We start from the raw sequence: 22142 nt of genomic DNA on the forward strand, positions 1-22142 counted from the left end.
CAAAACGGCTGCGGTCGGCTTACGGGACCGAACACTCCTCGTCTCCCTCCGGCGACTCCTCCGTCGCGCCCGGGCACGGCCACCCGGCGGAGGTCTCGTCGCGGGTCCCGTCGACGTCTCCGACGCCCGGCGGGCCGGCCGGCACCGCGACCGCGACGACGGTCCCCGTCTCGAACCGAACCGGCTCCGTCGCACCGAGCTGCACGGTTTCCTCGTCGAGCTCGAGGGTCACAGTGCCCTCCTCTCGAACGTATTCGAAGGGCTCCGTCGGCGTGCCGACGTCAGCGCGCAGCGCGAACCGGGGATACTCACCGCGGACTTGGACGCGCCACGCGTTCACCGTCGCCATCCAGTACCCCGGGACCGGCGCGACCGGCACCCCCGCCCCGACGCTCCGGGCGGGCTTTAGCGACCACTCCTCGCCGAGCTCCTCGGCCGCCCGGTCTCCGATCTCTCTGGTCGCCGCCTCACCCGCCCTGGCCGCCTCGTCCTCGATCGCGCTCTCCATGCGATCTCGGAGGAGGAGGCGCGCCCCCTTCGCCGGCGGCTCGACGAACCGCGTCGGAACGCGGGCGTCGTCCCGGGCGGCCGCGTTCCGCGTCGCGACGCGGAGGTGTGCGGTCAGCGACGTCTCCGCCGCAGTCGAGAGGTCGTCGGCGGCGGCGGCCTCGGCCGCGATCCGCTCGGCGTACTCCCCGTCCTCGACCGCGGCCGCTCGGTGGCCCGTCGAGTCGTAGGAGGCGGCGGCCTCGCCGATCGCGTCGCGCCGTTCCTCGCGCGTGAGCGAGGTCCGATCCCGCAGCGCGTCTTCGAGCTCGCGGTCGACGGTGCGGAGCGACTCATCGACTTGCCCCTCGAGCGCGTTTCGGTCGGCACGGAGGTCCGGGTCGTCGCCCGCGTCCAGCGCCTCGTCGGCGAGCAGGAGCGCGCGCCCGGCGGTGCCGACTCGAACCGTCTCGCCCGCCCCGAGGAGACGGTCCACGATCCCGCTCGACGCCTCCCCGTACGGGACGGTGGCGTAGTTCACGTTCCGAACGGCGAGCGGTCGCACCGAAGCCTCGCTCGCGCCGTCCGTCCGTTCGCCCTCGACCGTGGTCCGCGGGAGATACCCCGGCGAGCCGCGCGGCGAGAATGTCACCGCACCCCCCGGACCGTCGCCGGCGACCGTGTGGGTGCCCGGATCCCTCGCGGTTTCGCGAGCGGCGATCGCCTCACCGACGGAGGGACCGCCGAGGGCTTCGTTCACATCGTCGAGAACGTCGGTCGTCGCGTGCTCGCGGTCCTCCGCGGCGCTCTCTAACTCCGCGACGACGGCATCGACGTACGCCGCGCGGGCAGCGACCCCCGCACGATCGGTCGCACTGTCGTACGTCGCCGGCGCGTCGACGAGGGCCGCGCGACGGTCCCGGACGGTGTCGGCGAGGTCGGCGTACGGTTCCGCCTCGCCGACCGCCGCCGCCTCCATCGACGCCTCGGTCTCGAACTCCCGAACCGTCGCGGCGAGCGCGGCGACGTCCGCCGCCATGCGGTCTCGCTCGGCGTCCGAGGGCGACCCGCGAACGACCGTCGCGTCGTCGACGTCGCCGCTCCGGACCGCGTCGCGTGCCAGCCGGTCCACGCCGGCCGTCGTGTCGACGCCGAGCGTCGAGCGCGCGGCCGTCGGCGTCCCGCGCAGGTCTGTGACGTCGTCTGCGCTCCCGCCCCCGAACGTCGCGGCGGGCCGGTCGGGCGCGCCGTCGGTCGGCGCGTGCCGCCCAGTCACCGAGACGCGGACCCGATAGCGGTCGGTCGCCTCGTCGGACGTCGTCGTCCGGTGGACCGTGCGGTCGACGACGCTCCCGTTGGGCGCCCGTTCTACGACCTCTCGCTTCCACGTCGCCGTCGCGTCGCGCTCGACCGTTACCACGCGATCCGCCTCTCCGAAGGAGACCGGCTCTTCGGGGGCGACGGTCCCCGCTGGGACTCCTCGGGGGACGTCGCTCCCGGAGACATCCGTCAGCCGCTCTGAACGCGACACGTCGACGCGCTCCCACTCTCCGGCTGCCGCGGTGTCCGGGACCGGCGGCGCAAGGCGTCCGCCGTCCGCGACCTGTGCCGTCTCGGTCTCCACGTCGGCCTCGACCCGGTACGCGCCCTCGACAACATCGTCGAGGTCGTCGTGGACGCGGACCGCTCCGACGTCGGCCGCGTGTCCGATCGGGACCGACGTCTCCTCGTCGGTCCGATCACTGTCCGGCTCGAACGCGGTATCCTCGCTCCGCTCTCCGACCCTCTCCGTCTGGGCGTCCGGCGGCGTCGCGGACTCATCGGACCCGGTCGGCGTCGGCGCGTCCAACACGGCGTCGGTCCACGAGGCCTCGTGGACGCCGGTCGGCGAGAGGAGGTCGGTCACCCCAGTCCGCGCTGTCGCCCTCGCCACTCCGCCGCGGGCGGCCGGATCGCTCGTCCCGAAGACGTCCCGTTGGGTCCGGAGGATCCCCGCGTTCGTCGACAGCTCCACGTGGCGGTTCGCGAGGACGTTCTCGACGGGCGCCCCGGCGTACTGCGCGTATCCTCGGGCCCACGTCGTCGGGTAGAGGCTGGCGGTGAGCTGTCGACCGAGCCCCGGTCCCGCTACCGGGTCGCGCCCGAGTCGGTCCTCGAACCGCTCCGTCCGCTCGTGAGCGGCGAGCGTCGGCACGGCCACGACGACGGTCCTGTCCTCCGTTCGGTTCACGACCGTCCGCCCGTTCCGGGTCGCGGTCGTCGTGACTCCCTCGAAGGTCACGCGCGTCGCCGTTCCGTTCGCCCCCGGTTCGACGCGGACGCGGTCGCGAGCCGCCGAGAGGTCCTCCCGATCGTCGACCGGCGGCAGCGTCGTCGTCGCAGTCACCGATCCGACGTCGGCGGCGACCGCGGAGAGCGCGTCCGCGCCGGCGACCGCGAGCCGGATCCGGAACGCGTCCGTGAAGGCCGTCCCCTCGCGCACCGCACCGGTTCCGGTATCGGCCTCGGGCGCCCGCGTCACCGGCTCGGCGGCGGCGTCGTGCGCGGCCTCGCGCGCCGCTGTTCGCAGCGCTGCGGTCGTGTCCGCGTCGACGCGTTCGACGGCCCGCTCGACGCTCCGGTCCTCGCCGACGAGCCCTTGATCCGCGAGTCCGGCGGCGTACGTCGTGCTCGTCACGAGGAGCAGCACACCGATCAGCGCGAAGGGAACGCGCGCCCGTTCGTCGACCACGAATCGACGTCCGCTCCGCCCGCCTCGTCTCCCGCGGTCGTCACGGGACTCTCGTCGGTCGTCTCTCGGCACGCTCACCACCTCCGCACGACGATTCTGACGGGGCCGTCCGCCGCGGACTCGCTCGGTTCGGGGTGCGTGACGACCGCCGTCGCGACGTCGGCGTTTCGCGGCGGCTCGGGTCCCACAGCTATCGTTCTTCCGTCTCTCGGCGCCGTCGACCGGCCCGTTTCGTTCTGGGATGCGTCGAGATCGACGTGAAGGCCGTTGTTCGGCGATGACCGAGGCGCATTCGGGTCTCCGGACGTGGCTATCCGACCGACCGTTTGTCGGCCGCCGCGCTGATTCGCGGCGGGTCGGTGACTCGTCGGCTCTGTCGACGTCTCTTCGCGGTTCGCGTTCGTCGGAATCGTCACGTCGATCCGCGTCCGGTCGTCGATCCCGGCGGCGACCGCGTTCCTCGCTCGCGACTCGAACGAACTCTCGTCTTCGCCGTTGTAACTTCCGTCGGTGTCGGCTCCGGAATCCGTCACCCCACCGTCCGCGACGAGCAACGCGAGCAGTTCCGCCCGCGTTGCGTGGACTCCGCGGGTGCCGTTCGCCCCCTCGGGCGCCGGGTATCGCACGGTCACCGTCTCGGTCACCAGTCGGTCGGCCACCTCGTCGGCGGTCGGACCCTGAACTCCGGCCCCGTTTCCGGCGTCCCCGAGCGCGACGACGCTCGCCGACACGCACAGGAGCAGGACCGTCACGTCGAGCACGGTACTCGTCATCGGCGGACCACCACGCGAACCGTCCCGCGAACGTTTCGCCCAGGCCCGACTCGCACGGTCACCGGTCGCTCGGCGACGGCGCTCGAATCGCCGGCACCTGCTACCGTCGCCGCTGGTGCGTCGTCACCCGACTCGGTTCGCCAGCTCCTCTCGTCGGTCACCACCGTCACCGTCGTCGGGTGCCGAAATTCTCTGACGTCACGGAGCCGACTCGGTTCCACGACACCCCCCACAGTCACCGTCCGCTCGACCCGATCGAGGGACGTCTCGGCGCTCGGCCGTTGCCGATCGATCGTCGCGTCGTCGAGTGCGACGGCGTACAGTCCCAACGCCGCACCGACGGCCAGCACCGCGACGAGCGCGGCGAGCGGTTCGACCGCGGCGCGGTCCGCGGTCGGGCTCTCGGCGTCGAACGGGTTACCCGACGAGCGTGACATGTACCTCTCCGTAGTGAACCCGTCTGACGGTCAGCCGCTCCGGCGCAGACCGCCACTCGTGGTCAGCGGTCCGCGCACGCCTCGCCGCCGTCGCCAGCGCCTCGGGGTCGTCGAACGCGGCGTCCGGGGGGACGCCGTCGAGCACTCGCCGGAGGCTGTAGTCGTCGCTCTCGGCACCGCCACCCGGTGGAACCGGGGTTATACGTCGGACACGCAGCGGCGTTCGGGCGCTTCCACCGTCCCCCTCGAGGGAGACCGATCGGGGCGTGAGACGGATCCGATCCGCAGCGAGCCCGTGTTCCGCCGTCGCGGGATACTCCCCGTCGGCGACCGTTTCGATCGTGTGGGCGACGCCGGTCGCGTCCGGCGGCGGCGACGCGGGAAGCGTCGCGGCGACGCCGGCCGTCGCGACGCTCACCACGGCGAGACCGAGCCAGGCGTACGTCGCATCGAGGTGAGTCTCGAACACGGGGCGGCTGGCCGCGGCTTAGTACTTAAGCAATCGCCCGCGGACGCCGGCCGAGCGCTACAGGAGCGCTCCCGCGCCGGCGAACGCGAGGAGGTAGGTCGTCGTCGCCGTGGGCAACGCGATCCCCACTCGGTAGAGCACGAGCGTCCGGTCGAAGCCGCGCTCTAGCCCGGTCGCCAGCGCCGTGAGCAGCGCCGCGAGGATCAACACGTACGCGCCGACGATCCGCCCGAGTACCAGGACGGCGATCGTTCCCGTGCCACCGGGCCCGCTCTCGTGGGACGCGGTCGCCTCGACGCCGCCCGCTCCGCCTGAGACGCCGTTCGCTCCGCCGAGTCCGATCGCGTCCGTGCCGGCGCTCAATCCGCCGGCGTCGACGGTATCGATCCCCGTCGCGAGCGCGACCGTCGCGCCGCCGACGAGCGGCGCGAAGACCGCGGCGGTGTTCGTCAGCGTGCCCGTCACGGTCGCCAACTGGCGACGCGCGTCGGTTTCGAGCGCCCGCAGTTCCTCCAGCTGGTCAGCGAGTTCGAGGAGTACGTCGCCCGCGGGCCGACCCTCTCTCGCGGCGACGGCGAGCAAGGCGACCGCTCCGCGAACCCGCGGTGACGGGACCGGAACGGCCGGGCCGCCTCGACCCAGGAACGCCTCTCGCACGCCAACGCGCAGGGTTTCGCTCCGACGGCCGGCGCGCTCGAACAGGTCGCCGGTTGCGCCGTCGAGACGCTCGCCCGCGTTCGCGACCGCCGTCTCGACGGCGACGCCCTCGGCCACGTCGCCGCCGATGACGGTCATCGCGTCGGGCAGTCCCCGTTCGACGGCGCGGATCTCCGCGAGCGCCGCCCGTCGATGTCGTACACCCACGAGGAGCGCCGCTCCGCTCCCGACCCCGACACCGGCCACGGGCGCGGTCCATCCGGCGACCAACCGCGCGGCGACCGCGGCCGCGACCGTTCCCGCGACCGTACCGGCCGCGGCGGCCTGCCACGCTCGCTCCGGCACGTCCGGGTGGGTGCCGTCGATCGACGGCGGCGGGAACGCGACCGGTCTGCGCGAGAGCAGCCGGGTCGACGCGGCGAGCAGCCCGGCGGGAAGCACGACGAGGTACCCGACGGCGACGACGCCGGAACCGATCGGAACGCCGGAGGCGGCAGCCGCCGGCAGCAGGGCGATCAGCGCCAGCGGGAGGAGCACCCCGAACGCGTACAGCGCCGAAACCGGTGCTCGAATCTCGCCGACGAACGCCGCGAGCCGGTCGGTCGTCCCGGCGATGGTCGCGTCGAGCGCGCGGTCCAGACAGCGTCCCCGCCGCTCCGCCGGGGCCGACGCCGCCGTCCGGACCAGCGCGGCCGCGCGGTCGATTGCGGGGAACCACGGCCGCCACTCGCGGGCGAACGCGCGGAGCCCGCTCGTCGGCCCGGCCGCGCTCCCGCGCTCGCGTCGCGCCAACCCCTCGACGAGCGGTCCGTCCCCGGTGCGGGCGGCGAACCTGACGGCGCGCTCCGCCGACGGATCCAGCCGCATTCGCAACACGAGACGGCCGACGAGTCCGGGCGCGGCTCCGAGCGCTCGCGTCCGCCGGAGTTCGGCGATCTGCACCGGTGTCCGATGAACCAGGTGAGTCGCCGCCAATCCGCCGGCGAGTCCGGCGAGCAATCCCCGAAGAGGGCCGACGCCGATCGTGAACGCGACGACACAGACGAGGCCGACGCCGACCCCGATCCGGTAGCCGAGTTCGACGATCCGGTCGGCCGAGATCTCCCAGCCGAGGAACGCGATCGCGCGTCGCAGCTCCGACGAGCCGCGCGCGTCATCGGTCGATCGCCGGTGCGGCGAGGCGTCTCCCGTGTGCTCGCGGGACTCCGTCATTCGGACTCACCGCCCCTCCCGACGAAATCCGCGTATCGCTCCGGATCCGTCCGACCGGCGGCGAGCGCCTCGCGGATCCGCTCGCCGCGTTCCTCGACGACGGCCCTGGCCGCCGCGTACGACTCGTTGGTCCCCCCGATTCGTTCGACGAGTCGACTTTCGCCGCGATCGATTCGTCCGGTCGGCGTCAGTCCCTCCGTCGTGCGCTCGAACAGGGTGGCGAACGCGGTCCCGTCGTCGCGGTCGAGCACCTCGACGATCCCGTCGACGCGGTGATTGTCGAGCGAGACGATCAGGTCGGTCGCGGCGAACGACGACGACGAGACGCCCAGATCGGAGATAACTCGCTCTCGGACGGCGGCCGGGTCCTCGCCGTGGATCGTCCCGAGTACCGTCTCGCCCGCCGCGCCGACGCGCATGGCTTCGTAGAGGGCCCGCGCCTCCTCGCCCCGTACCTCCCCAACGACGAGTGCGCCGCCGCCGAGGCGGAGCGCCGTCCGGACTGCGTCGCTCGGCGACGGCTCTGCCCCGTCACCGACGCGGAGCCGCTGTGCGTCTCGGCCGGCGGCCGTCATGGCGCTAACGGGGAGTTCGGGGATGTCCTCTATCAGTATCGACCGCGTCTCCGCGGGGAGTTCCCACAAGAGGGCACCGAGCGCGGTCGTCTTCCCCGCGCCGCGTCCGCCGGCCACGAGACCCGTCACGCCGCGCTCCACGGCGACGGAGAGGAGCCCGGCCGCCGTCGGAGTGATCGTCCCCGCGTCAGCGAGCCGCGCGAGGGTCCACGCGTCCGGGTCGCCCCGGCGGAACGCGAACGAGAGCCCGTCGCTCGCGGGGTCCGTCGTCGCGGCAACGCGAACGCGACCGGCAACCGCTTCCAGGGTCGCGTCGAGCGTGGGGCTCGCCCGGGAGAACCCCCGTCCGCTGGTCCGCCGGAGACGGGAGGCCAGCGTGGCGGCTCCCTCGGGCGGCAACCTGACGTTCGTCCGACAGCGCTCGCCGTCGACGACGACGCGAAGCGGATTCTTCGTGACCGGCGCCGACAGCGTCGCATCGCTGACCCGGGCGTCGGCGAACACGTGCTCGAACGCGCCGTAGCCGCGCGTGTGACGGCGGAGCACCTCGGTGAGCGTCGACAGCGGATCGCCCTCCTCGGCCACCGCCCGAACCGCGCGGCCGGGTGCCCTATCGTCGCCCGTCGACCGGTCGAGCAGCCGTCGCTTGGCGGCCTCGAGCCGCTCGATCGCCCCGTCGTCGAGCTCCCGAACCGGCGGCGTGAGGTGGTACGTTCGGAGCGGTCCCGACCCCTCGTACAGCCGGACGATCGCTCCGGTGTCGAGCTCCCAGCGGTCGAGGAGGGCCGCCTCCGGCGGTGGCGCGGTCGCGATCCGCGCGGCCGCGATTCGCGGGCCTACGTGCGCCCGGAGCACGTCTCCGATCTCGTCGGCCCCGTCGACGACGGCCGCCAGCCCCGTCTCCGCGACGATCCGGGCCGGCGGACCCCCGCGTCCGGCCGCCTCCCGGGCGGCGCCGACCGGATCCCGAAGTACGCGGTCGGCCAGCCGTGTTTCGTGGAATCCGACTCGATCGCGGAATCGACCCGCCGCGACCAGACACGCGGCGGCCCGCCCGGCGTAGGCCCGCTCGCGCCCCCGGTGGTGAGTCCTGATCACGTCGGCGTCGCGCTCGGAGAGCGCCTCGACGACGGTCGCCAGACAGTCGGGGCTCTCGGCGAGGTCGCCGCGGCCGGGGCAGTCCTCGGCGTCGACCGCGAGCACGACTCGGTCGCCGACGCCCGTCCCGACCGGCTCACGGAACGACGGGTCGCATCGGCAATCGCGGTCGGCGTCGGTCCACGGCAGCGATCGCAGCGCGGTCTCGCCGCCGTCGATCCGCGGCAGCGAGGGGAAATCGAGGTTCACGGCGGGCCTGCTTCCGTCATCGTATATAAGCGCTCATCCGACTCTGGCGATCCGAACGGTGGGCCCGCCGTCGTCGACGAACCGGAGTGCCAGTCGGCTCTCTCCGCCCGGGCGGAGCGCGAGTGTCTCCCCGTCGAGCGTGAGGGCCGCGTCCACGCTCCCAGGCGCAATCGGCACGACCCGTTCGGGCCCGCCGTCGATCCGGTACCGCAGCGCGACGGTCGCCTCGTCGACGTCCGCCGGTGCCGTCTCCGCTGCCGTGGCGTCCGCCGCGCTGATCCCGTCGGTCTCCACGAGCGCGACACGGTCGACCGACGCCGCGCCGAACCCGCTCGGCACGCGGACGGTCACGGTCGTTCGCGCGGCGACCGCCGGATCGGCGACGCTCACGGAGTCCGAAACGAGACTTCCGACGGCTCGTTCGAGGCGGTCTGCCTCCGTATCGAGCCGCTCGGCGGTCGTGGTCGCTCGGGCGTCTTCCAGGGCCGGTGTCGCGGCCGCGAGGAGGGCGACGGCGACGAGAACCGTGAGGACGACGCGGATCACGTTCCGTCCGCCTCGGTCCGAAACGGGCGTTTCGGTTCGGTCGGGCGATCCGGTTCGATCGCACGTTTCGGTTCGACCGCGCGGTCCGACTTACAGGGACTCACGGAGCCGGTTCAGCGCCTCGTCTCGCCACGAACCGTCCGCGGCGCCGCTCTCGCTCGCCCCGCCCGCGTCGGTCGTCGCCGACGCGGCGGTTCGACCGGCGTCGGCCGCCGGGAGAGCAGCGTCGAGGGCATGCTCACTCGGCACCGCGTCGGCGGGGACGCCACCGCCCGCGCCGTCGGAGGCTGTCTCACTTTCGACCTCGGTGTGGGGGGCGCCGTCCCCGTCGCAACTCGCCCTCGCCAGCGCGAGGTCGGCCCGCCGCTCGACCTCGCGGTTGACGGCCCGTATCGACCCGACGTATCCCCTGATCGCCTGCGTCGCGGCCTCCAGCTCTTCGACGCGGGATTCGAGATCGGACACCCGCGACTCCAGCGCCTCGCGCTCAGCCGCGGCCGCCGCGTCGTCACCGATCTCCGCGACGGTCGCGTCGGACCCGGTCAGGGCGCGTTCGACCGCGCGGAGGCGCTCGTCGAGTCGGTCGGCGTCGTTGATCCCGTCCGATCCTCCGGCGTCGGCGGCGGACAGGCGCGCTCCGCGGTCTGACCGCCGGTCGCTCTCGTTGGTGGCGTTCGACATACCCCCGACTGGCCGCGATTTCGTACTTAAGTCTCGGGGCGGGCGTGTTCCGACCGTTGCGGTGCCCGCTAGCTCCTCGGGTCGGTAGCCGAGCACGGGCTCGACGCTGTGCCGGAGCGCTCGCGGGCGACCCGATCGGCGGCGCGCTCCGACCCGCGCCCGCTCGAGACGGCCCTCGTCGGTCGCGCGTGAACGGCCGCGTCGGCGGCGGTGACCACGAGTTCGACCACCCGCTGTGAGAACGGCGCAGGTTCCGCACCTTTTTGGTGCCGCCCGGTGGAGTCGTTTCCGATGAGCAACCCGTGGGACGACTGGGACCACGTGCTGAAGGTCGATCCCGACAAGGAGCTGCGAGACGGCGAGACCTTCGAGGACGTCTGCCGCACCGGTACCGACGCGATCGAGATCGGCGGGACCCTCGACATCACCGCGGAGAAGATGACGCGCGTCGTCGACGCCGCGGCCGAGTACGACGTCCCGCTGTACCAGGAACCGTCGAATCCGGGCGTCGTCATCGACTCGCCCGCGCTCGACGGCTACCTGATCCCGACCGTGTTCAACGCCGGCGGCCCGTTCTGGATCACCGGCGCGCACAAGGAATGGGTCCGCATCGACGACCTCGACTGGGAACGAACGCACACGGAAGCGTACATCGTCCTCAACCCCGAGGCTGCGGTCGCGAAGCTGACGAACGCGAACTGCGACCTCGCGGCGGACGACGTGGAGGCGTACGCGAAAGTCGCGGAGCGCATGTTCGGCCAGGAGATAATCTACATCGAGTACTCGGGGGCCTTCGGCGACACGGAGAAGGTCGCGGCCGCCCACGACGCGCTCGACGACGCCACCCTCTTCTACGGCGGCGGAATCTCAGACTACGAGTCCGCGAACGAGATGGCCGCCCACAGCGACGTGATCGTCGTCGGCGACCTGCTCCACGACGAAGGGGTCGACGCGGTTCGCGAGACCGTAAAGGGCGCGAAAGACGCCTGACCACCGTTTCTCGTCGGGTTCCTCGCTCACTCCGTTCGCTCCGGAACCGCTCCTCGAAAAACCTGGAGGGAAAAAGCCGCCGGCGAGGCGAACGCCGAGCCGGCGGTGAACCGCTCGCTTCGCTCGCGGATGCTCAATACAGGTGATGTAGCGCTCGATCTGCTGGATCTATGCGGTGGCGCGTGCCTCCGAGCGCGCCGCCGGAGGCGGCCGCGAGGAGCACGCGCGAGGGAGTCGGTCGCCGGAGCGAAGCGACGGCGACCGACGAGGCTGGGGAGGCGTGAGGTGCGGTGCTGTGGGTGGGATTCGAAGGGGCAGCCTCCCGGCTGGGGCTTCGGCCGTCCCGATCAGCGTATCAGTAGTGACACCCATTTCAAAATCCCTCCCTCCGAAACAACCGTCTTATAAGCACTCCTATCAACCGGCAGTTTCACACGTTTCGTCCTGAATACTGAAATTCCCCGTCTGAATCATCCGAATCTTACGTTATCGACGTTGAGCGGCATCGACGAGCCGCTGCTCGAACGCACACTTGACGGTCGGCGAGAGCGGGTCGTCAGCGCGCCGGTCGTACCCGCCCTTAGTCGTGCGATCAGCCGCCCGGAGACGACGTCGTCTCGACGGCTGACGACGAGTTCGCTACGACTGGACGGTCACCCAAAACGACACATCCGGCCAGCAGGAGAAACGCTGCTCCGACTCCGGCCAAGGCGACCGTCGGAGACAGCGCGTCGGCCACGACACCGCTCCCGAGCATGATCGGTATCCGAAGTAGCGAGTTGAGGAATGACTTCGCCGAGTTGATCGTCGCCCGCGCGGCCGAGTCGGCGTACTCGTTGAGATACTGCGTGACACCGGGCGATGCGAGGCTCTGGATGGACATCATTCCGACGACCGCCGGGATCGTCAACGCGGGGGAAACCAGCGGGACGATCATACACGCCGCACTCCCGCCGAAGGCGAGCGCGACCGCGCCGCCAAGTCCCAGACGCGACCGGACGGTCTCGGCGTATCGAAGCGCCAGACCGGACCCGAGTTCGAACGCGCCGTACGTCGCGGCGACGAGGAGCGCGGCGGGCACGGCGACGCCAGCTACCGAATACCCGCCCTCCGGAATCGCTCCGAACGTCGCCGGTTGAATGTACTTACTCCCCGTGTACAGCGCACCCGAGGCCAACACGGCGATCACGAGGAGTGTCCGGACGGCTGGGGTGCGCAGATAGTCCCCCGTGAGACGGGCGGCGTCACGCGGACCGATCCCCTCGTCGCCCTCCGCGTTCCGACTCGTCGGGAGGGACAACACGATCGGTGCGGCGAGCAGATTTGTCGCCGCTCCGACCGCGATGGCGGCCACCGGTTCGACGACGTAGAGGACTCCCCCTCCCAGCATCGTCGCCACTGAGACGTATTTGACGTAGGAACCGAGCGTTCCGCTGACCGCCGCGAACTTCTCCTGTTCGTCGTACTCTTTGAGCTTGTCGTAGAACCAAGCCGTCCCCGCGCCGGATTTCAGGGCCGCACCCACTCCGAAGGCGAGGTACGTCAGGGACACGTCGAGCGTTCCGTCTGAGACGACGTATCCGACAGTTCCGAGTCCCAAGAACATCTGACTGAGGAACATCGTTCTGCGACGACCGAACGCGTCCGCGAAGTACCCGGACGGAACCTCAAGCGACACGACTACGGCCGCCATCAGTGCGGTCCCGAGCGCGATGTCGGTGTACGTCACGCCGTTTCCGAGCATGAACACGACAAAAAACGGCGTCGCGAACCCGGCACTGCTGAACGCTCGGAACACCCCGTACTTCGCTATCACTCGCTTGACGACCGGATCCAACGATTCGAACGCGCCACCGGTCATCGCTCGCCCCCTACGGTCGAGCCACGCTCACACCTCACGAGCTGGCCGGTCGGTTGATCGAGTAACCGGTACTGTGCGCTGACGGGTCCCCTGACCCGAACTCTGCCACGTTTCCGCACCTGTTCGACGGTCGATTCGCTCTCTCGCCCGTAGCCTTCTGTCATCGTGTTGTCGACAGCCTGTGAAGCGGTCAGCAATCGTCACGCCGACCGTGAACGGGGCGCAGGATCCCTTCGAAGACGGAACTACACAGGCTAACGCGCCGTCGAAAACGAAGAGAATGACTCAGCGTAGCTCACCGACCTCACGGCTGTCGGTAGGCTGTTGCCCCGTTCAGAACGAGCAACGGAGTATCATCACTCGAGACGTCGATGTGTCTGAATATTAAACCACCGGACACACCGCCCGTGTAGCCCCCCGTGAGTGGCCGCACGAACGTGCGCCTTCTCACGCCGCACTTCGGACGCGTGTCCCAAGGCGACCGTTGCGCCGCTCGGCGCGGATTCCCCCGATTCTGCGTCAGTACCCGTCGACCATGTTCTCGACGTACTTCGCGATCACGTCCACCTCCAGGTGGACCGGGTCGCCGACCGACTTCTCCGAGAGCGTCGTGAGGTCGTAGGTCGTCGGGATGATCGCCACGTCGAACTCCTCCTCGCGCTTCTCGGCGACCGTCAGCGAGATGCCGTCGAGCGTTACCGACCCCTTGTCGACGAGGTAGTCGGCGTGTCCCTCGGGAATCGCGAACGTGAAGCGCCAGTCCTCGCCGACGCGCTCGATCCCCGTCACCTCGGCCACGGTGTCGACGTGCCCCTGCACGACGTGGCCGTCGAACCGGCCGTCGGCCGGCATCGCGCGCTCGACGTTGACCGGATCGCCCGCCTCGACGCCGCCGAGGTACGTCTTCGCCACCGTCTCGCTCGCGAGGAACACCTCGAACCAGTCGCCGGCGTCGGCGTCGTACTTCTCGACGGTCAGACAGACGCCGCTGACGCTTATCGACTGGCCGTGGTGGAGGTCCTCGAACCCCTCGACGCCGATCCGGAGCCGGAGTCCGTCCGCGGTCTCGGTCCGCTCACGGACCGTGCCGGTGCCCTCGACGATGCCGGTGAACATACCCGATCTGAGCGCGCACGACACATATCCGTTCGGTGTTCGGGCGGCGTTCGACCCGTCTCGTTCTCGGCGTGCCTCCGCCACGTCGCCGCCGCGTCCCTTTTGAAGGTCGGGAGCCAATCCGAGTTCGATGAACCTCGGGCTGATGGACATGATCGGACTGGCGGCGTCGCTCGTATTCGCGCTGCCGCTCGCGAACTACGCCGTGGTTCGGCTGATCGCCGGCGAGGTCGCGCTCGGTGCCGGACTGCTCGTCGTCGCCGTCGCGATGGTCGTGCTCCCGCAGTACTTCCTCGACCCGGGTCGGATCCTCCGCGGGCTGATCTCCGGACTGCTCCCGCGACAGCTCCGCGGCGAGGAGGAGCCGATCGCGGAGGCCGAGGGGGAGTCCACGGAGCGGTAAGCGTCGGCCGACACGCTCACTCGCGCGCTTGCGGAACGGTGCCGAACGGGTACGCCGCTACTATCTCGCACCCGTCGTCGGTGACGACCACGAGGTCCTCAAGTCGGACGCCGCCCACGTCCGGATCGTAGACGCCGGGCTCGATCGTTATCACGTGGCCCGGTCGCAGTTCCCCCGCGCCCGACAGCGACGGCGACTCGTGGAGGCTCACGCCCACGCCGTGACCCGTGCCGTGCGTGAACCCCGTCTCCCCCTCGCCGGCGTTCGGGTCGAAGCCGTACGCGGCCAGCTCGGCGGCCGCCTCGCCGTGGACGGTCTTGGCCGGAACGCCGGGTTCGATCTCAGCGAGCGCGGCCTCGCGGGCGGCCTCGACGGCGACGTACGCGCGCCGTTCCCAGCCGCCGTCGCCGTCGACGACGAACGTCCGGGTCATGTCCCCGTAGTAGCCGTCCGGGCCGCGCGGCGAGATATCCAGGAGGACCGTCTCGCCCGGTCGAATCGGGCCGTCGCCGACGTAGTGGAGGTCCGCGGCCGACGGTCCGGCCCCGATCACGGTGTTTCCCGCGTCGCGGACACCGCGGTCGGCGAGGACCGCGTTCACCGCTCGGCGGAGCCGCTCGGTCGTTAGGGGGGCGCCCTCCCAGCTGACGGTCGGCCTCCCGTCGTCGTCCGCGCCGACCTCGCTCTCCGCCAGCACGGTCTCGGCGTGCGCCATCCCCGCGGCCGTCGCGCGCTGCGCCCGGCGGAGGCGGTCGAGTTCGGCGTCGGTCTTCCGCGCCCGCGCCGTCGTCACCGCGTCCGTCGACGCGAGTTCGTTGCCGGCGCGTTCGAGGTAGACGGCGGCGTCGTGAGGGATCGACGGCGGGACGAGGAGAGTCGGGCGGCCGTCGCCCTCGGCGCTTGAGTCGCCCTCCTCGAGTAGCTCGTCGACCGCGACGGCCGCGCGCTCCCCCGCGTGGTCGCCGACGCCCTCGGTCCGCACCTCGCGGGCGACGCCGTCGTGGAAGTCGGCGTCGCCGCCGTCGCGGTCGCTATCCCCGTCGCGGTCACCACCCCGATCGCGCGCGCTCGCGACGAACTCCCGCTCCGCCTGCTCGGCGAACAGCGCCGGGGCACAGCAGACCGCGCGACCGGCGGCGTCGCTCTTGCCGTCACGGCCGGCGGTAGGCCCGTTCGGGACCACCACGAGCGCGTACGCCCGGTCCGGTCCGGAAAAGCGGGTGAGGTATCGTAGGTCGTCGTCGAACCGATCGCCGACGGCGACGAACGCGTCGGCTTCCGCGGTCTCGATCGCCTCCACGATCGGCGTGAGATCGGTTCGGAGCGGGCGGAGGGAGGCGTCGCTCCCGCCGCTCACGGCTCCGGTTCGGGGACCGCCAACTCGGCCTGGACCTCCTCGATCAGCTCTTCGGGGGGCTCGTCTCGGAGCTCGTTGAACAGGAGCACGCTTATCGGGAGCGTCGGGGCCCCGCTTATCAGGCTCTCCATGATGACGAGCCGCTCGCGGGCGCGGGACATCCCGACGTAGAAGACCCGACGCTCGTTGTCGGTGAGGATGGGGACCGGACTCGTCGCCTTCGTGAACTCCTCGACGCCGTCGACGTCGGTCGGGTCCTCGATGGAGGCCGCCATCTGCTCGACGACCTTCTCCGTGAGGTCGGTCGCGACGAACACGTGGTCGGCCTCGCGGCCCTTCGCGGAGTGGATGGTGCCGACGCGGACGCGGGTCGGATCCATGCCCTCGTAGTCGCCGTCGAAGTACGCGCCCATCGACTTCCGCTGGAAGCTCGTCACCTTCCGGACCATGTCGTCGGCGCTCGCGGTGTCCGGCATGAACGGGATGTGGGCGTCGAGTTCGTCGGTCGTGACCTCTATCAGGGAGATGTCGTCGGCGTCGGCGGCCTCCTCTCGGTCGTCGAGGAAGTCGTAGAACTCGTCGCGGTCGTGGGTCCCGAACGCGGAGTCCTGGAGCATGTCGGCGAGCCGCCGGGCCTCTAGGCCGTTCACCGGGTCGCCCGCCTCCGTCTTCTCGATAGCGCTGACGTAGTCCTGGACGCGGTCGGTCCACATCCGACCGTCGGTGAGCATCGTGAAGGGGATACCGTGGTCGATGAACTCGTCGATGAAGTCGAACATCTGGTACCGGGCGCGGAACAGACACATCACGTCGCCCTCGTCGTCCTCGACCGTGTACCGGACGTTCCGGACGAGTTCGAGCATCGACGGCGACTGGATCGCCTCGACGGTGCCGCCCTCCTTGCGCGGGTGGAGGTCCTTCTCCTGTCGCTTATCGATGTGGCGGATCTCCGCGTTGACGACGTTCAGGATCTGCGAGGGAAGCCGGTAGGAGTTCGGGAGGACGACGTCCTCGTCGACCTCGGTGTCGAGGAGGAGGTCGGGGTCGGCGCCCTGCCACGCGTAGACGACCTGGTCGTCGTCGCCGGCGATGAGCACCCTCTCCATGTGCGGGCGCCACTCCTGGAAGACGTTGTACTGCAGCGTCGTGATGTCCTGAAACTCGTCGATGATCAGGTAGTCGACGCTGGGCACGAGCGAGCGCTGCTCGACCCGCTCCAGCATGTCCGCGAAGCCGACGAGGCCGTTTTCGCCCTTGTAGGCCCGCCACGCGCGGATCGTCTCGGGGATGTCTATGCGGTCGTCGTCGGAGGGCCACGTCGGAGTGTACTTGTTCCCCTGCTGGGCGTTCGGGTCCTCCTCGGGCGGCAGCCGGACCTCCTCGACGTTCCACTGGAACGGGACGTCGTACCAGTCGGCCACGTCGCGCTCGGTGCGCTGGAGCCACTGGGAGGTGGCGATGATCTTGTTCCCGATCGTCGTCGACCGTGCGGTCCGGCGGCCGGCGCCGCCGTGTTGGTCCTCGAACTCGATGCCGTACTCCTCGCAGAACGCCTCCTTGTCGTCCTCCCCGACGACGTCGCCACGGGAGAGGTCCAGGAGCTCGTACGCCTTCGCGTGCATGGTGCTGACGTTCCCCTGGAGGCTGCGCGGGGAGATGTCGAGACGCTCCGCGAGGCGCTCGCGGATCTCGGCGGCGGCCGCGCGCGTGTACGAGACGACGAGGACGTCGCGGACGTCGGCGTCGTCTTCCTCGAGGATCCCTTCGACGCGATCGAGGAGCGCCGTGGTCTTCCCGCTGCCCGGACCGCCGAACAGTCGCGTTACCGTAGGCTTGGTCATTGTGTATCCCTGAGCCCGGTTCTCCTTAAACGCCGTGGCTCGGGCCGTTCCGGAGGGAACGCTCGAGTCGGTCCGTGAGCCCGGTCGATCAGTTGCTCCGCGTCGCGCGCGCTTCTCGAACGTCGGCACCGTCACGGACGAGGTCCTCGCAGGCGGGGCAGACGCGGGGACGGTCGACCTCGTTCGGGGTGAACACCCGAACGTAATCGGTCGTGACGAACGAACCGCAGTTCTGGCAGGTCGGCATAGTCGTCACTATCGATTGATCACACATAATACTGCCGCCGAGTATAACCGAAAGAAAACCGCTAATCGCCCGTGCGTCGGCGTCAGGTCGGGCGCCAGTCGCAGACGTCACACCGCACCGATCCTTCGGGGTGGAGTGCACCACACTCCGGACACTGAAGCTTGTTATATGATCGCTCCCAGCGTACGATTTCGGTCTCGTGGCCGCGATCGGACAGGAACTCGTCGAACACGTCGTCGTCCGAGCTGGGTGCACTACTAGACATGCATGTGAGACAATGCCACGCGGGTATAAATATCTTCTCACGATTCCCGTCGAACCGACATATCACCCCACGATCGATCAGTTACGCCGCCGTACGCGTGCGCATTCTTCCCTCCGGGACCGATATGTGTTGATTGTGATCAATCCACGTGAGGAAAGCCGGCCGGAGGTTTCGACAGGTCGGATCGGGGCTCGACCGGCGAGGGACGTTCGCCAGCTACCCCGGATATCCACCGGTCACCAGGGCTCGTTCTTCAGCCCGAGGAGATAGGCGCCGACGTTCGTGACCACGTGGAGGACGGGGGTCATCACGAGGACGACCGCGAGGACGGCGGGCGTGAACGTCGCCAGCGCCCAGTCGGGGTCGACGAGGAAGACGGCTAAGAGCGCCCCGACGACGAAGTCGAGCTGGTCTAGGCCGGGGAACGCGGCGCCGCGCTCGCGGCCGGACCGCCGCTTGAGGAAGGAGGCGCCGATGTCGCCGCACATCGCGCCGAACGCCAACGCGATCGCCGCGGGGAGCGCGAACGTCGGGAGGTCGACGCCGAGGGCGGCGCTCGCCGGGTCGTTGAGGCGGTTGAGCGCGAGCGCGAGGACGACGCCCACGAGGGTGCCGACCGCCGTGCCGCGCCACGTCTTTCCGTCGCCGAGCAAGCGGGCCCCGCGCCACTCGCGGCCGCCGTCGATGGGACGGCCGCCGCCGGCGAGCACCGCGGCGTTGTTGGGGACGTACGCGGGCACCATGGCCCAGAACGCGGTCGCCACGAGCGAACCGATCATAGGCCGACCACACCCGTCGAGGGTATATAAACCACGGATCCGCGCCGACCGCGAACCCCTCGATTCGACAACAATAAAGTCGTCGCCGCGTCGAGATCCGGTATGATCCCGCCGATCGCGCGCCGGTTCGTCGCCGGCGAGAGCGTCCCGGAAGTCTTGGACCACGTGTACGAGTGCAACGCGGACGGCGTCGCCGTCATCGTCAACCTGCTCGGCGAACACTACGACACCCCGGCGGCCGCCCGCGACGACGTGGATACGTACCTGTCGCTGCTCGACGACATCGCCGACAGCGACCTCGACGCCTCCGTCTCGGTGAAGCCCTCGCAGATCGGCCTCGACGTCTCCGCCGACCTGTTCGAGGACAACTACCGCGAGATCGTCGCTCGCGCTCACGAGCGCGACGCGTTCGTCTGGTGTGACATGGAGGGCGCCGACACCACGGACGCCACCCTCGACGCCTTCGAGTCGATCGCCGAGGCGTACCCGTGGAGCGTCGGGCAGTGCGTTCAGTCGAACCTCAAACGGACCCGCGACGACCTCGAACGCCTCGTCGACGTCCCGGGGGAGATCCGGCTCGTAAAGGGGGCGTACGACGAGCCGTCGTCGATCGCGTACGCGAATAAATCGCGCGTCGACGAGGCGTACCGCGATGACCTCCGCTTCCTCTTCGAGCACCGCGACCGGGGGGTCGCCGTCGGCAGTCACGACCCCGCCATGATCTCGCTGGCCGACCGACTCGCTCAGGAATACGGCACCGACTACGAGGTCCAGATGCTCATGGGCGTCCGAGAGGACGCCCAGCGCGACCTCGCCGCGCAGGGCGTCGACGTGGCCCAGTACGCGCCGTTCGGCGACAAGTGGCTCTCGTACTTCTACCGGCGCGTCCGCGAGCGCAAAGAGAACCTGACGTTCGCCCTGCGAGCGGTCGCGGGCCGATGACCGGGCTCGCCGGCGGCGACGAGCGGGTCGGACCGGACCCCGACTCGACGACCCCCCGCCTGACCCCCTCGTCGCGTAGAAGCCCTCTTAAGGGTCGCCGCCACATACCAACCTAATAGATGTCCACGTGGAAACGCGACTTCGCCAGCGGGCTCATCGTGTTGGCACCTCTCTTAGTCCTCCTCCTCGTCATCCAGTGGATCTACCAGTACATCGCCTCGATCCCGTTGATCGAGGGACTCCAGCCGGCGATCATCCCCGGCCCGTTGGAGCCGGTCTCCCGCGTGGTCATCGCGCTCGCGGTCTTCGCGACCGTCGTCCTCGCGGTCGGCTACTTCATGCGGACGACGTTCGGCCGGCTGGCGGAGTCCGCCGTCGACGGCGCGATCAACCGGATCCCCGCGCTGCGCGTGGTGTACAACGCCTCCAAGCTCGCGATCGAGACGGCGGTCTCGGGGACGGACGAGCTCCAGAGCCCGGTGTACATCGAGACGTGGCCGGGCATCCGGATGACGGCCTTCAGGACCGGGAAGAAGACCCGAGACGGGAAGATCGTCCTGTTCATGCCGACCGCGCCGAACATCACCACCGGCTTCGTCATCGAGGTCGAGCCCGACCGCGTCGAGGAGACCGGGGAGAGCGTCGAGGAGGGGATGACCCGCGTCCTCTCGGCCGGCTTCGCCGAGTCCGCTCATCAGGTCCCCGTCCAGGAGGAGCGTCCTCCGGAAGGGAGCACCGGTCGCCCGGGCGGCGTCGGCGGCGTCCGCACCGACGGCACGCCCGGAGAGACGGAGCGCCCCTCGACGGACGGCGGAAACGACTAGTCCGGTTCGCGAGAGGGACGGACCGGCGTTCGAGAGGGAACTACCGGCACGCGAGGACGACCCGTTTATAAAGAGACCGACGGCGAGACCGGTGCGTTCGACGGACTCGCTAGCGGTACGTGAACCACTCGTCGTGGTCGTCGGTCCGTCGCTCGACGAGGTCGAAGAAGGCCTGCTGCAGCTCCTCGGTGACCGGCCCGCGGGTGCCGGCGTCGATCTCGGTGTCGTCGACGGAGCGGATCGGCGTGACCTCGGCCGCGGAGCCGGTGAAGAACAGCTCGTCGGCGGTGTACAGCTGCCCGCGGGAGATGACCGCCTCGTCGTGGACCTCGTAGCCGCGCTCCTCCGCCAGTTCGATGACGGTGTCGCGGGTGATCCCTTCGAGGATGGACTGCGCCGGGCCGGTGGTGTAGATCTCTCCGTCGTTCACCATGAAGACGTTCTCGCCGGGCCCCTCGGCGACGTTCCCCTCCTTGTTGAGGACGATGGCCTCGACGTAGCCGTTCCGGCGGGCCTCCTCGCCCGCGAGCATGGAGTTGACGTACAGGCCCGTGGTCTTCACGTTCGTCGGCACCTGCGAGGAGGCGTGTTTCCGCCACGAGGAGACCATCACGTCGACGCCCTCCTCTAACGCCTCCTCGCCGAGGTACGCGCCCCACGGCCACGCCGCGAGCACGAGGTCGGTCGGGCAGTCCTTCGGCGAGACGCCGAGTGAGTCGTACCCGTAGTACGCGATCGGCCGGATGTACGCGGAGTCGAGGTCCTGTCGATCGAGCAGTTCGAGGGTGGCGTCGGTGAGCTCCTCGCGGGAGTGTTCGATCTCCATGTCGTACATCTTCGCGGAGTCGAACAGCCGGTCGAGGTGCTCCTCCCATCGGAAGACCGCCGGTCCGCGCTCGGTGTCGTAACAGCGGACGCCTTCGAACACGCCGCTCCCGTAGTGGAGCGCGTGGGTCAGAACGTGGGTCGTCGCGTCCTCCCAGTCGAGGAACTCCCCGTTCTTCCAGATCGTGTCGACGTCCATCTCGTCGAATCCCATGGTCGGAGGTTGCGGCCGTCGGGCTTAAATCTGTGACATGCGGAGAACGCGATCGACTGCGGATACGTCGCCGGCAACGGCACGGCCGATCGGTTATAAACGGTTGATACCGGATCGACGGTGAACACCTCCAAAGCCCCAGCCGCTCGGTTATAAGCGACTGATCGAGGATCAACGGTGAACCACTCCAAAGCCCCAGCCGCGAGGACGCCGCACGCTCGCTGCGCTCCTCGGTCGTTCGCTCCGCTCACTCCCTGCGGTGCTTACGTCGCCTGCGGCGTCCTCGCGGCTGCCCCTTTGAGTCCCGCCCCGACCGCACAGCACCGCACCTCACGCCTCCCCAGCCTCGTCGCTGGCACCCTCCGCTTCGCTTCGGGTGCCAGCGACTCCCTCGCACGGGCTCCTCGCGCCCTTCGGGCGCTCAGCGGCGCGCGCCGACAGCACCGTCGTTTGTTATTTAAATGCCTCAACGAGGGCGGCGCCCTCGACGTAGGGGATGCCGCGCCGGCGGGCGTACACCTCGGCGTCCGCGGGCGTCAGCGCGGCACCGGTCTCGTCGTCGAG

20 protein-coding genes and 1 pseudogene are annotated in these 22142 nt (G+C 70.1%); 4 read left to right on the forward strand and 17 right to left on the reverse strand.

Annotated features, from left to right (window positions below):
- Positions 1-19: 19 nt before the first annotated feature.
- The 8 genes from R6U01_RS10730 to R6U01_RS10765 all read right to left on the reverse strand — a co-directional run bounded on the left by R6U01_RS10730 (position 20) and on the right by R6U01_RS10765 (position 9914).
- The gene (locus R6U01_RS10730; protein WP_410286452.1) at positions 20-3217 is read right to left on the reverse strand and encodes a hypothetical protein; all 3198 of its coding nucleotides are present in this window, start codon (positions 3215-3217) and stop codon (positions 20-22) included.
- A 74-nt stretch (positions 3218-3291) separates the two neighbouring features.
- Positions 3292-3990, reverse strand: a complete 699-nt coding sequence (locus R6U01_RS10735; RefSeq protein WP_410286453.1) for a hypothetical protein — start codon at positions 3988-3990, stop codon at positions 3292-3294.
- Positions 3987-4427, reverse strand: coding sequence for a hypothetical protein (locus tag R6U01_RS10740; protein ID WP_410286454.1), 441 nt, complete (start codon positions 4425-4427; stop codon positions 3987-3989). The genes R6U01_RS10735 and R6U01_RS10740 overlap by 4 nt, the downstream gene beginning before the upstream one ends.
- Positions 4408-4896: a hypothetical protein gene (locus R6U01_RS10745; protein WP_410286455.1), complete on the reverse strand. Its 489-nt coding sequence runs from the start codon at positions 4894-4896 to the stop codon at positions 4408-4410. The genes R6U01_RS10740 and R6U01_RS10745 overlap by 20 nt, the downstream gene beginning before the upstream one ends.
- Before the next feature lie 57 nt (positions 4897-4953).
- Positions 4954-6765, reverse strand: a complete 1812-nt coding sequence (locus R6U01_RS10750; protein WP_410286456.1) for a type II secretion system protein — start codon at positions 6763-6765, stop codon at positions 4954-4956.
- Positions 6762-8687 carry an ATPase, T2SS/T4P/T4SS family gene (locus R6U01_RS10755; RefSeq protein WP_410286457.1) on the reverse strand — a complete coding sequence of 642 codons (1926 nt, stop codon included), beginning with the start codon at positions 8685-8687 and terminating at the stop codon, positions 6762-6764. The genes R6U01_RS10750 and R6U01_RS10755 overlap by 4 nt, the downstream gene beginning before the upstream one ends.
- Before the next feature lie 33 nt (positions 8688-8720).
- Complete coding sequence (locus R6U01_RS10760) at positions 8721-9233, reverse strand: hypothetical protein (protein WP_410286458.1); 513 nt, start codon at positions 9231-9233, stop codon at positions 8721-8723.
- Positions 9234-9323: 90 nt separating this feature from the next.
- Complete coding sequence (locus tag R6U01_RS10765) at positions 9324-9914, reverse strand: hypothetical protein (RefSeq protein WP_410286459.1); 591 nt, start codon at positions 9912-9914, stop codon at positions 9324-9326.
- A 291-nt stretch (positions 9915-10205) separates the two neighbouring features.
- Between R6U01_RS10765 and R6U01_RS10770 the strand changes: the two genes are divergently transcribed.
- Positions 10206-10904 (forward strand): phosphoglycerol geranylgeranyltransferase, encoded by a 699-nt coding sequence (locus R6U01_RS10770; RefSeq protein ID WP_410286460.1) that lies wholly within the window; start codon positions 10206-10208, stop codon positions 10902-10904.
- Positions 10905-11496: 592 nt separating this feature from the next.
- Here R6U01_RS10770 and R6U01_RS10775 read toward each other — a convergent pair.
- On the reverse strand, positions 11497-12765 hold the full coding sequence (locus R6U01_RS10775; protein WP_410286461.1) for an MFS transporter: 1269 nt from the start codon (positions 12763-12765) through the stop codon (positions 11497-11499).
- 519 nt (positions 12766-13284) lie between these two features.
- Positions 13285-13881, reverse strand: a complete 597-nt coding sequence (locus R6U01_RS10780; protein ID WP_410286462.1) for a riboflavin synthase — start codon at positions 13879-13881, stop codon at positions 13285-13287.
- Between the two features lie 130 nt (positions 13882-14011).
- On the opposite strand from R6U01_RS10780, the gene R6U01_RS10785 reads away from it, so the two are divergent.
- On the forward strand, positions 14012-14284 hold the full coding sequence (locus R6U01_RS10785) for a hypothetical protein (RefSeq protein WP_410286463.1): 273 nt from the start codon (positions 14012-14014) through the stop codon (positions 14282-14284).
- Positions 14285-14300: 16 nt separating this feature from the next.
- Here the strand turns inward: R6U01_RS10785 and R6U01_RS10790 are convergent, their stop codons facing one another.
- The 5 genes from R6U01_RS10790 to R6U01_RS10810 form a co-directional block, all read right to left on the reverse strand.
- On the reverse strand, positions 14301-15641 hold the full coding sequence (locus R6U01_RS10790; protein ID WP_410286464.1) for a M24 family metallopeptidase: 1341 nt from the start codon (positions 15639-15641) through the stop codon (positions 14301-14303).
- Positions 15638-17482 carry a UvrD-helicase domain-containing protein gene (locus R6U01_RS10795; protein ID WP_410286465.1) on the reverse strand — a complete coding sequence of 615 codons (1845 nt, stop codon included), beginning with the start codon at positions 17480-17482 and terminating at the stop codon, positions 15638-15640. Before R6U01_RS10795 ends, R6U01_RS10790 begins: the two co-directional genes overlap by 4 nt.
- Positions 17483-17570: 88 nt before the next feature.
- On the reverse strand, positions 17571-17729 hold the full coding sequence (locus tag R6U01_RS10800; RefSeq protein WP_008002314.1) for a hypothetical protein: 159 nt from the start codon (positions 17727-17729) through the stop codon (positions 17571-17573).
- Positions 17730-17811: 82 nt separating this feature from the next.
- Positions 17812-17994 (reverse strand): HVO_0416 family zinc finger protein, encoded by a 183-nt coding sequence (locus R6U01_RS10805; RefSeq protein ID WP_410286466.1) that lies wholly within the window; start codon positions 17992-17994, stop codon positions 17812-17814.
- Positions 17995-18230: 236 nt separating this feature from the next.
- Complete coding sequence (locus R6U01_RS10810) at positions 18231-18773, reverse strand: CDP-2,3-bis-(O-geranylgeranyl)-sn-glycerol synthase (protein WP_410286467.1); 543 nt, start codon at positions 18771-18773, stop codon at positions 18231-18233.
- A 102-nt stretch (positions 18774-18875) separates the two neighbouring features.
- On the opposite strand from R6U01_RS10810, the gene R6U01_RS10815 reads away from it, so the two are divergent.
- The gene (locus tag R6U01_RS10815; RefSeq protein WP_410286468.1) at positions 18876-19715 is read left to right on the forward strand and encodes a proline dehydrogenase family protein; all 840 of its coding nucleotides are present in this window, start codon (positions 18876-18878) and stop codon (positions 19713-19715) included.
- Positions 19716-19834: 119 nt separating this feature from the next.
- Entirely contained in the window at positions 19835-20539 is a 705-nt protein-coding gene (locus R6U01_RS10820) for a DUF502 domain-containing protein (protein ID WP_410286469.1), read from the forward strand.
- A 109-nt stretch (positions 20540-20648) separates the two neighbouring features.
- Here the strand turns inward: R6U01_RS10820 and R6U01_RS10825 are convergent, their stop codons facing one another.
- Positions 20649-21578: a branched-chain amino acid transaminase gene (locus R6U01_RS10825; protein WP_410286470.1), complete on the reverse strand. Its 930-nt coding sequence runs from the start codon at positions 21576-21578 to the stop codon at positions 20649-20651.
- Positions 21579-22031: 453 nt separating this feature from the next.
- A pseudogene (locus R6U01_RS10830) lies at positions 22032-22142 on the reverse strand (3,4-dihydroxy-2-butanone-4-phosphate synthase); the annotation flags it as partial.

The sequence above is a fragment of the Halorubrum sp. genome (genome assembly GCF_046498025.1).
Classification (GTDB): Archaea; Halobacteriota; Halobacteria; order Halobacteriales; family Haloferacaceae; genus Halorubrum.

Coding starts and splice junctions, on each gene's coding strand:
- R6U01_RS10785 (WP_410286463.1), top strand. CDS start 14,012: ATGAACCTCGGGCTGATGGACATGATCGGACTGGCGGCGTCGCTCGTA.
- R6U01_RS10810 (WP_410286467.1), bottom strand. CDS start 18,773: ATGATCGGTTCGCTCGTGGCGACCGCGTTCTGGGCCATGGTGCCCGCG.
- R6U01_RS10825 (WP_410286470.1), bottom strand. CDS start 21,578: ATGGGATTCGACGAGATGGACGTCGACACGATCTGGAAGAACGGGGAG.
- R6U01_RS10795 (WP_410286465.1), bottom strand. CDS start 17,482: ATGACCAAGCCTACGGTAACGCGACTGTTCGGCGGTCCGGGCAGCGGG.
- R6U01_RS10815 (WP_410286468.1), top strand. CDS start 18,876: ATGATCCCGCCGATCGCGCGCCGGTTCGTCGCCGGCGAGAGCGTCCCG.
- R6U01_RS10765 (WP_410286459.1), bottom strand. CDS start 9,914: ATGTCGAACGCCACCAACGAGAGCGACCGGCGGTCAGACCGCGGAGCG.
- R6U01_RS10805 (WP_410286466.1), bottom strand. CDS start 17,994: ATGTCTAGTAGTGCACCCAGCTCGGACGACGACGTGTTCGACGAGTTC.
- R6U01_RS10750 (WP_410286456.1), bottom strand. CDS start 6,765: ATGACGGAGTCCCGCGAGCACACGGGAGACGCCTCGCCGCACCGGCGA.
- R6U01_RS10735 (WP_410286453.1), bottom strand. CDS start 3,990: ATGACGAGTACCGTGCTCGACGTGACGGTCCTGCTCCTGTGCGTGTCG.
- R6U01_RS10800 (WP_008002314.1), bottom strand. CDS start 17,729: ATGCCGACCTGCCAGAACTGCGGTTCGTTCGTCACGACCGATTACGTT.
- R6U01_RS10770 (WP_410286460.1), top strand. CDS start 10,206: ATGAGCAACCCGTGGGACGACTGGGACCACGTGCTGAAGGTCGATCCC.
- R6U01_RS10780 (WP_410286462.1), bottom strand. CDS start 13,881: ATGTTCACCGGCATCGTCGAGGGCACCGGCACGGTCCGTGAGCGGACC.
- R6U01_RS10775 (WP_410286461.1), bottom strand. CDS start 12,765: ATGACCGGTGGCGCGTTCGAATCGTTGGATCCGGTCGTCAAGCGAGTG.
- R6U01_RS10820 (WP_410286469.1), top strand. CDS start 19,835: ATGTCCACGTGGAAACGCGACTTCGCCAGCGGGCTCATCGTGTTGGCA.
- R6U01_RS10740 (WP_410286454.1), bottom strand. CDS start 4,427: ATGTCACGCTCGTCGGGTAACCCGTTCGACGCCGAGAGCCCGACCGCG.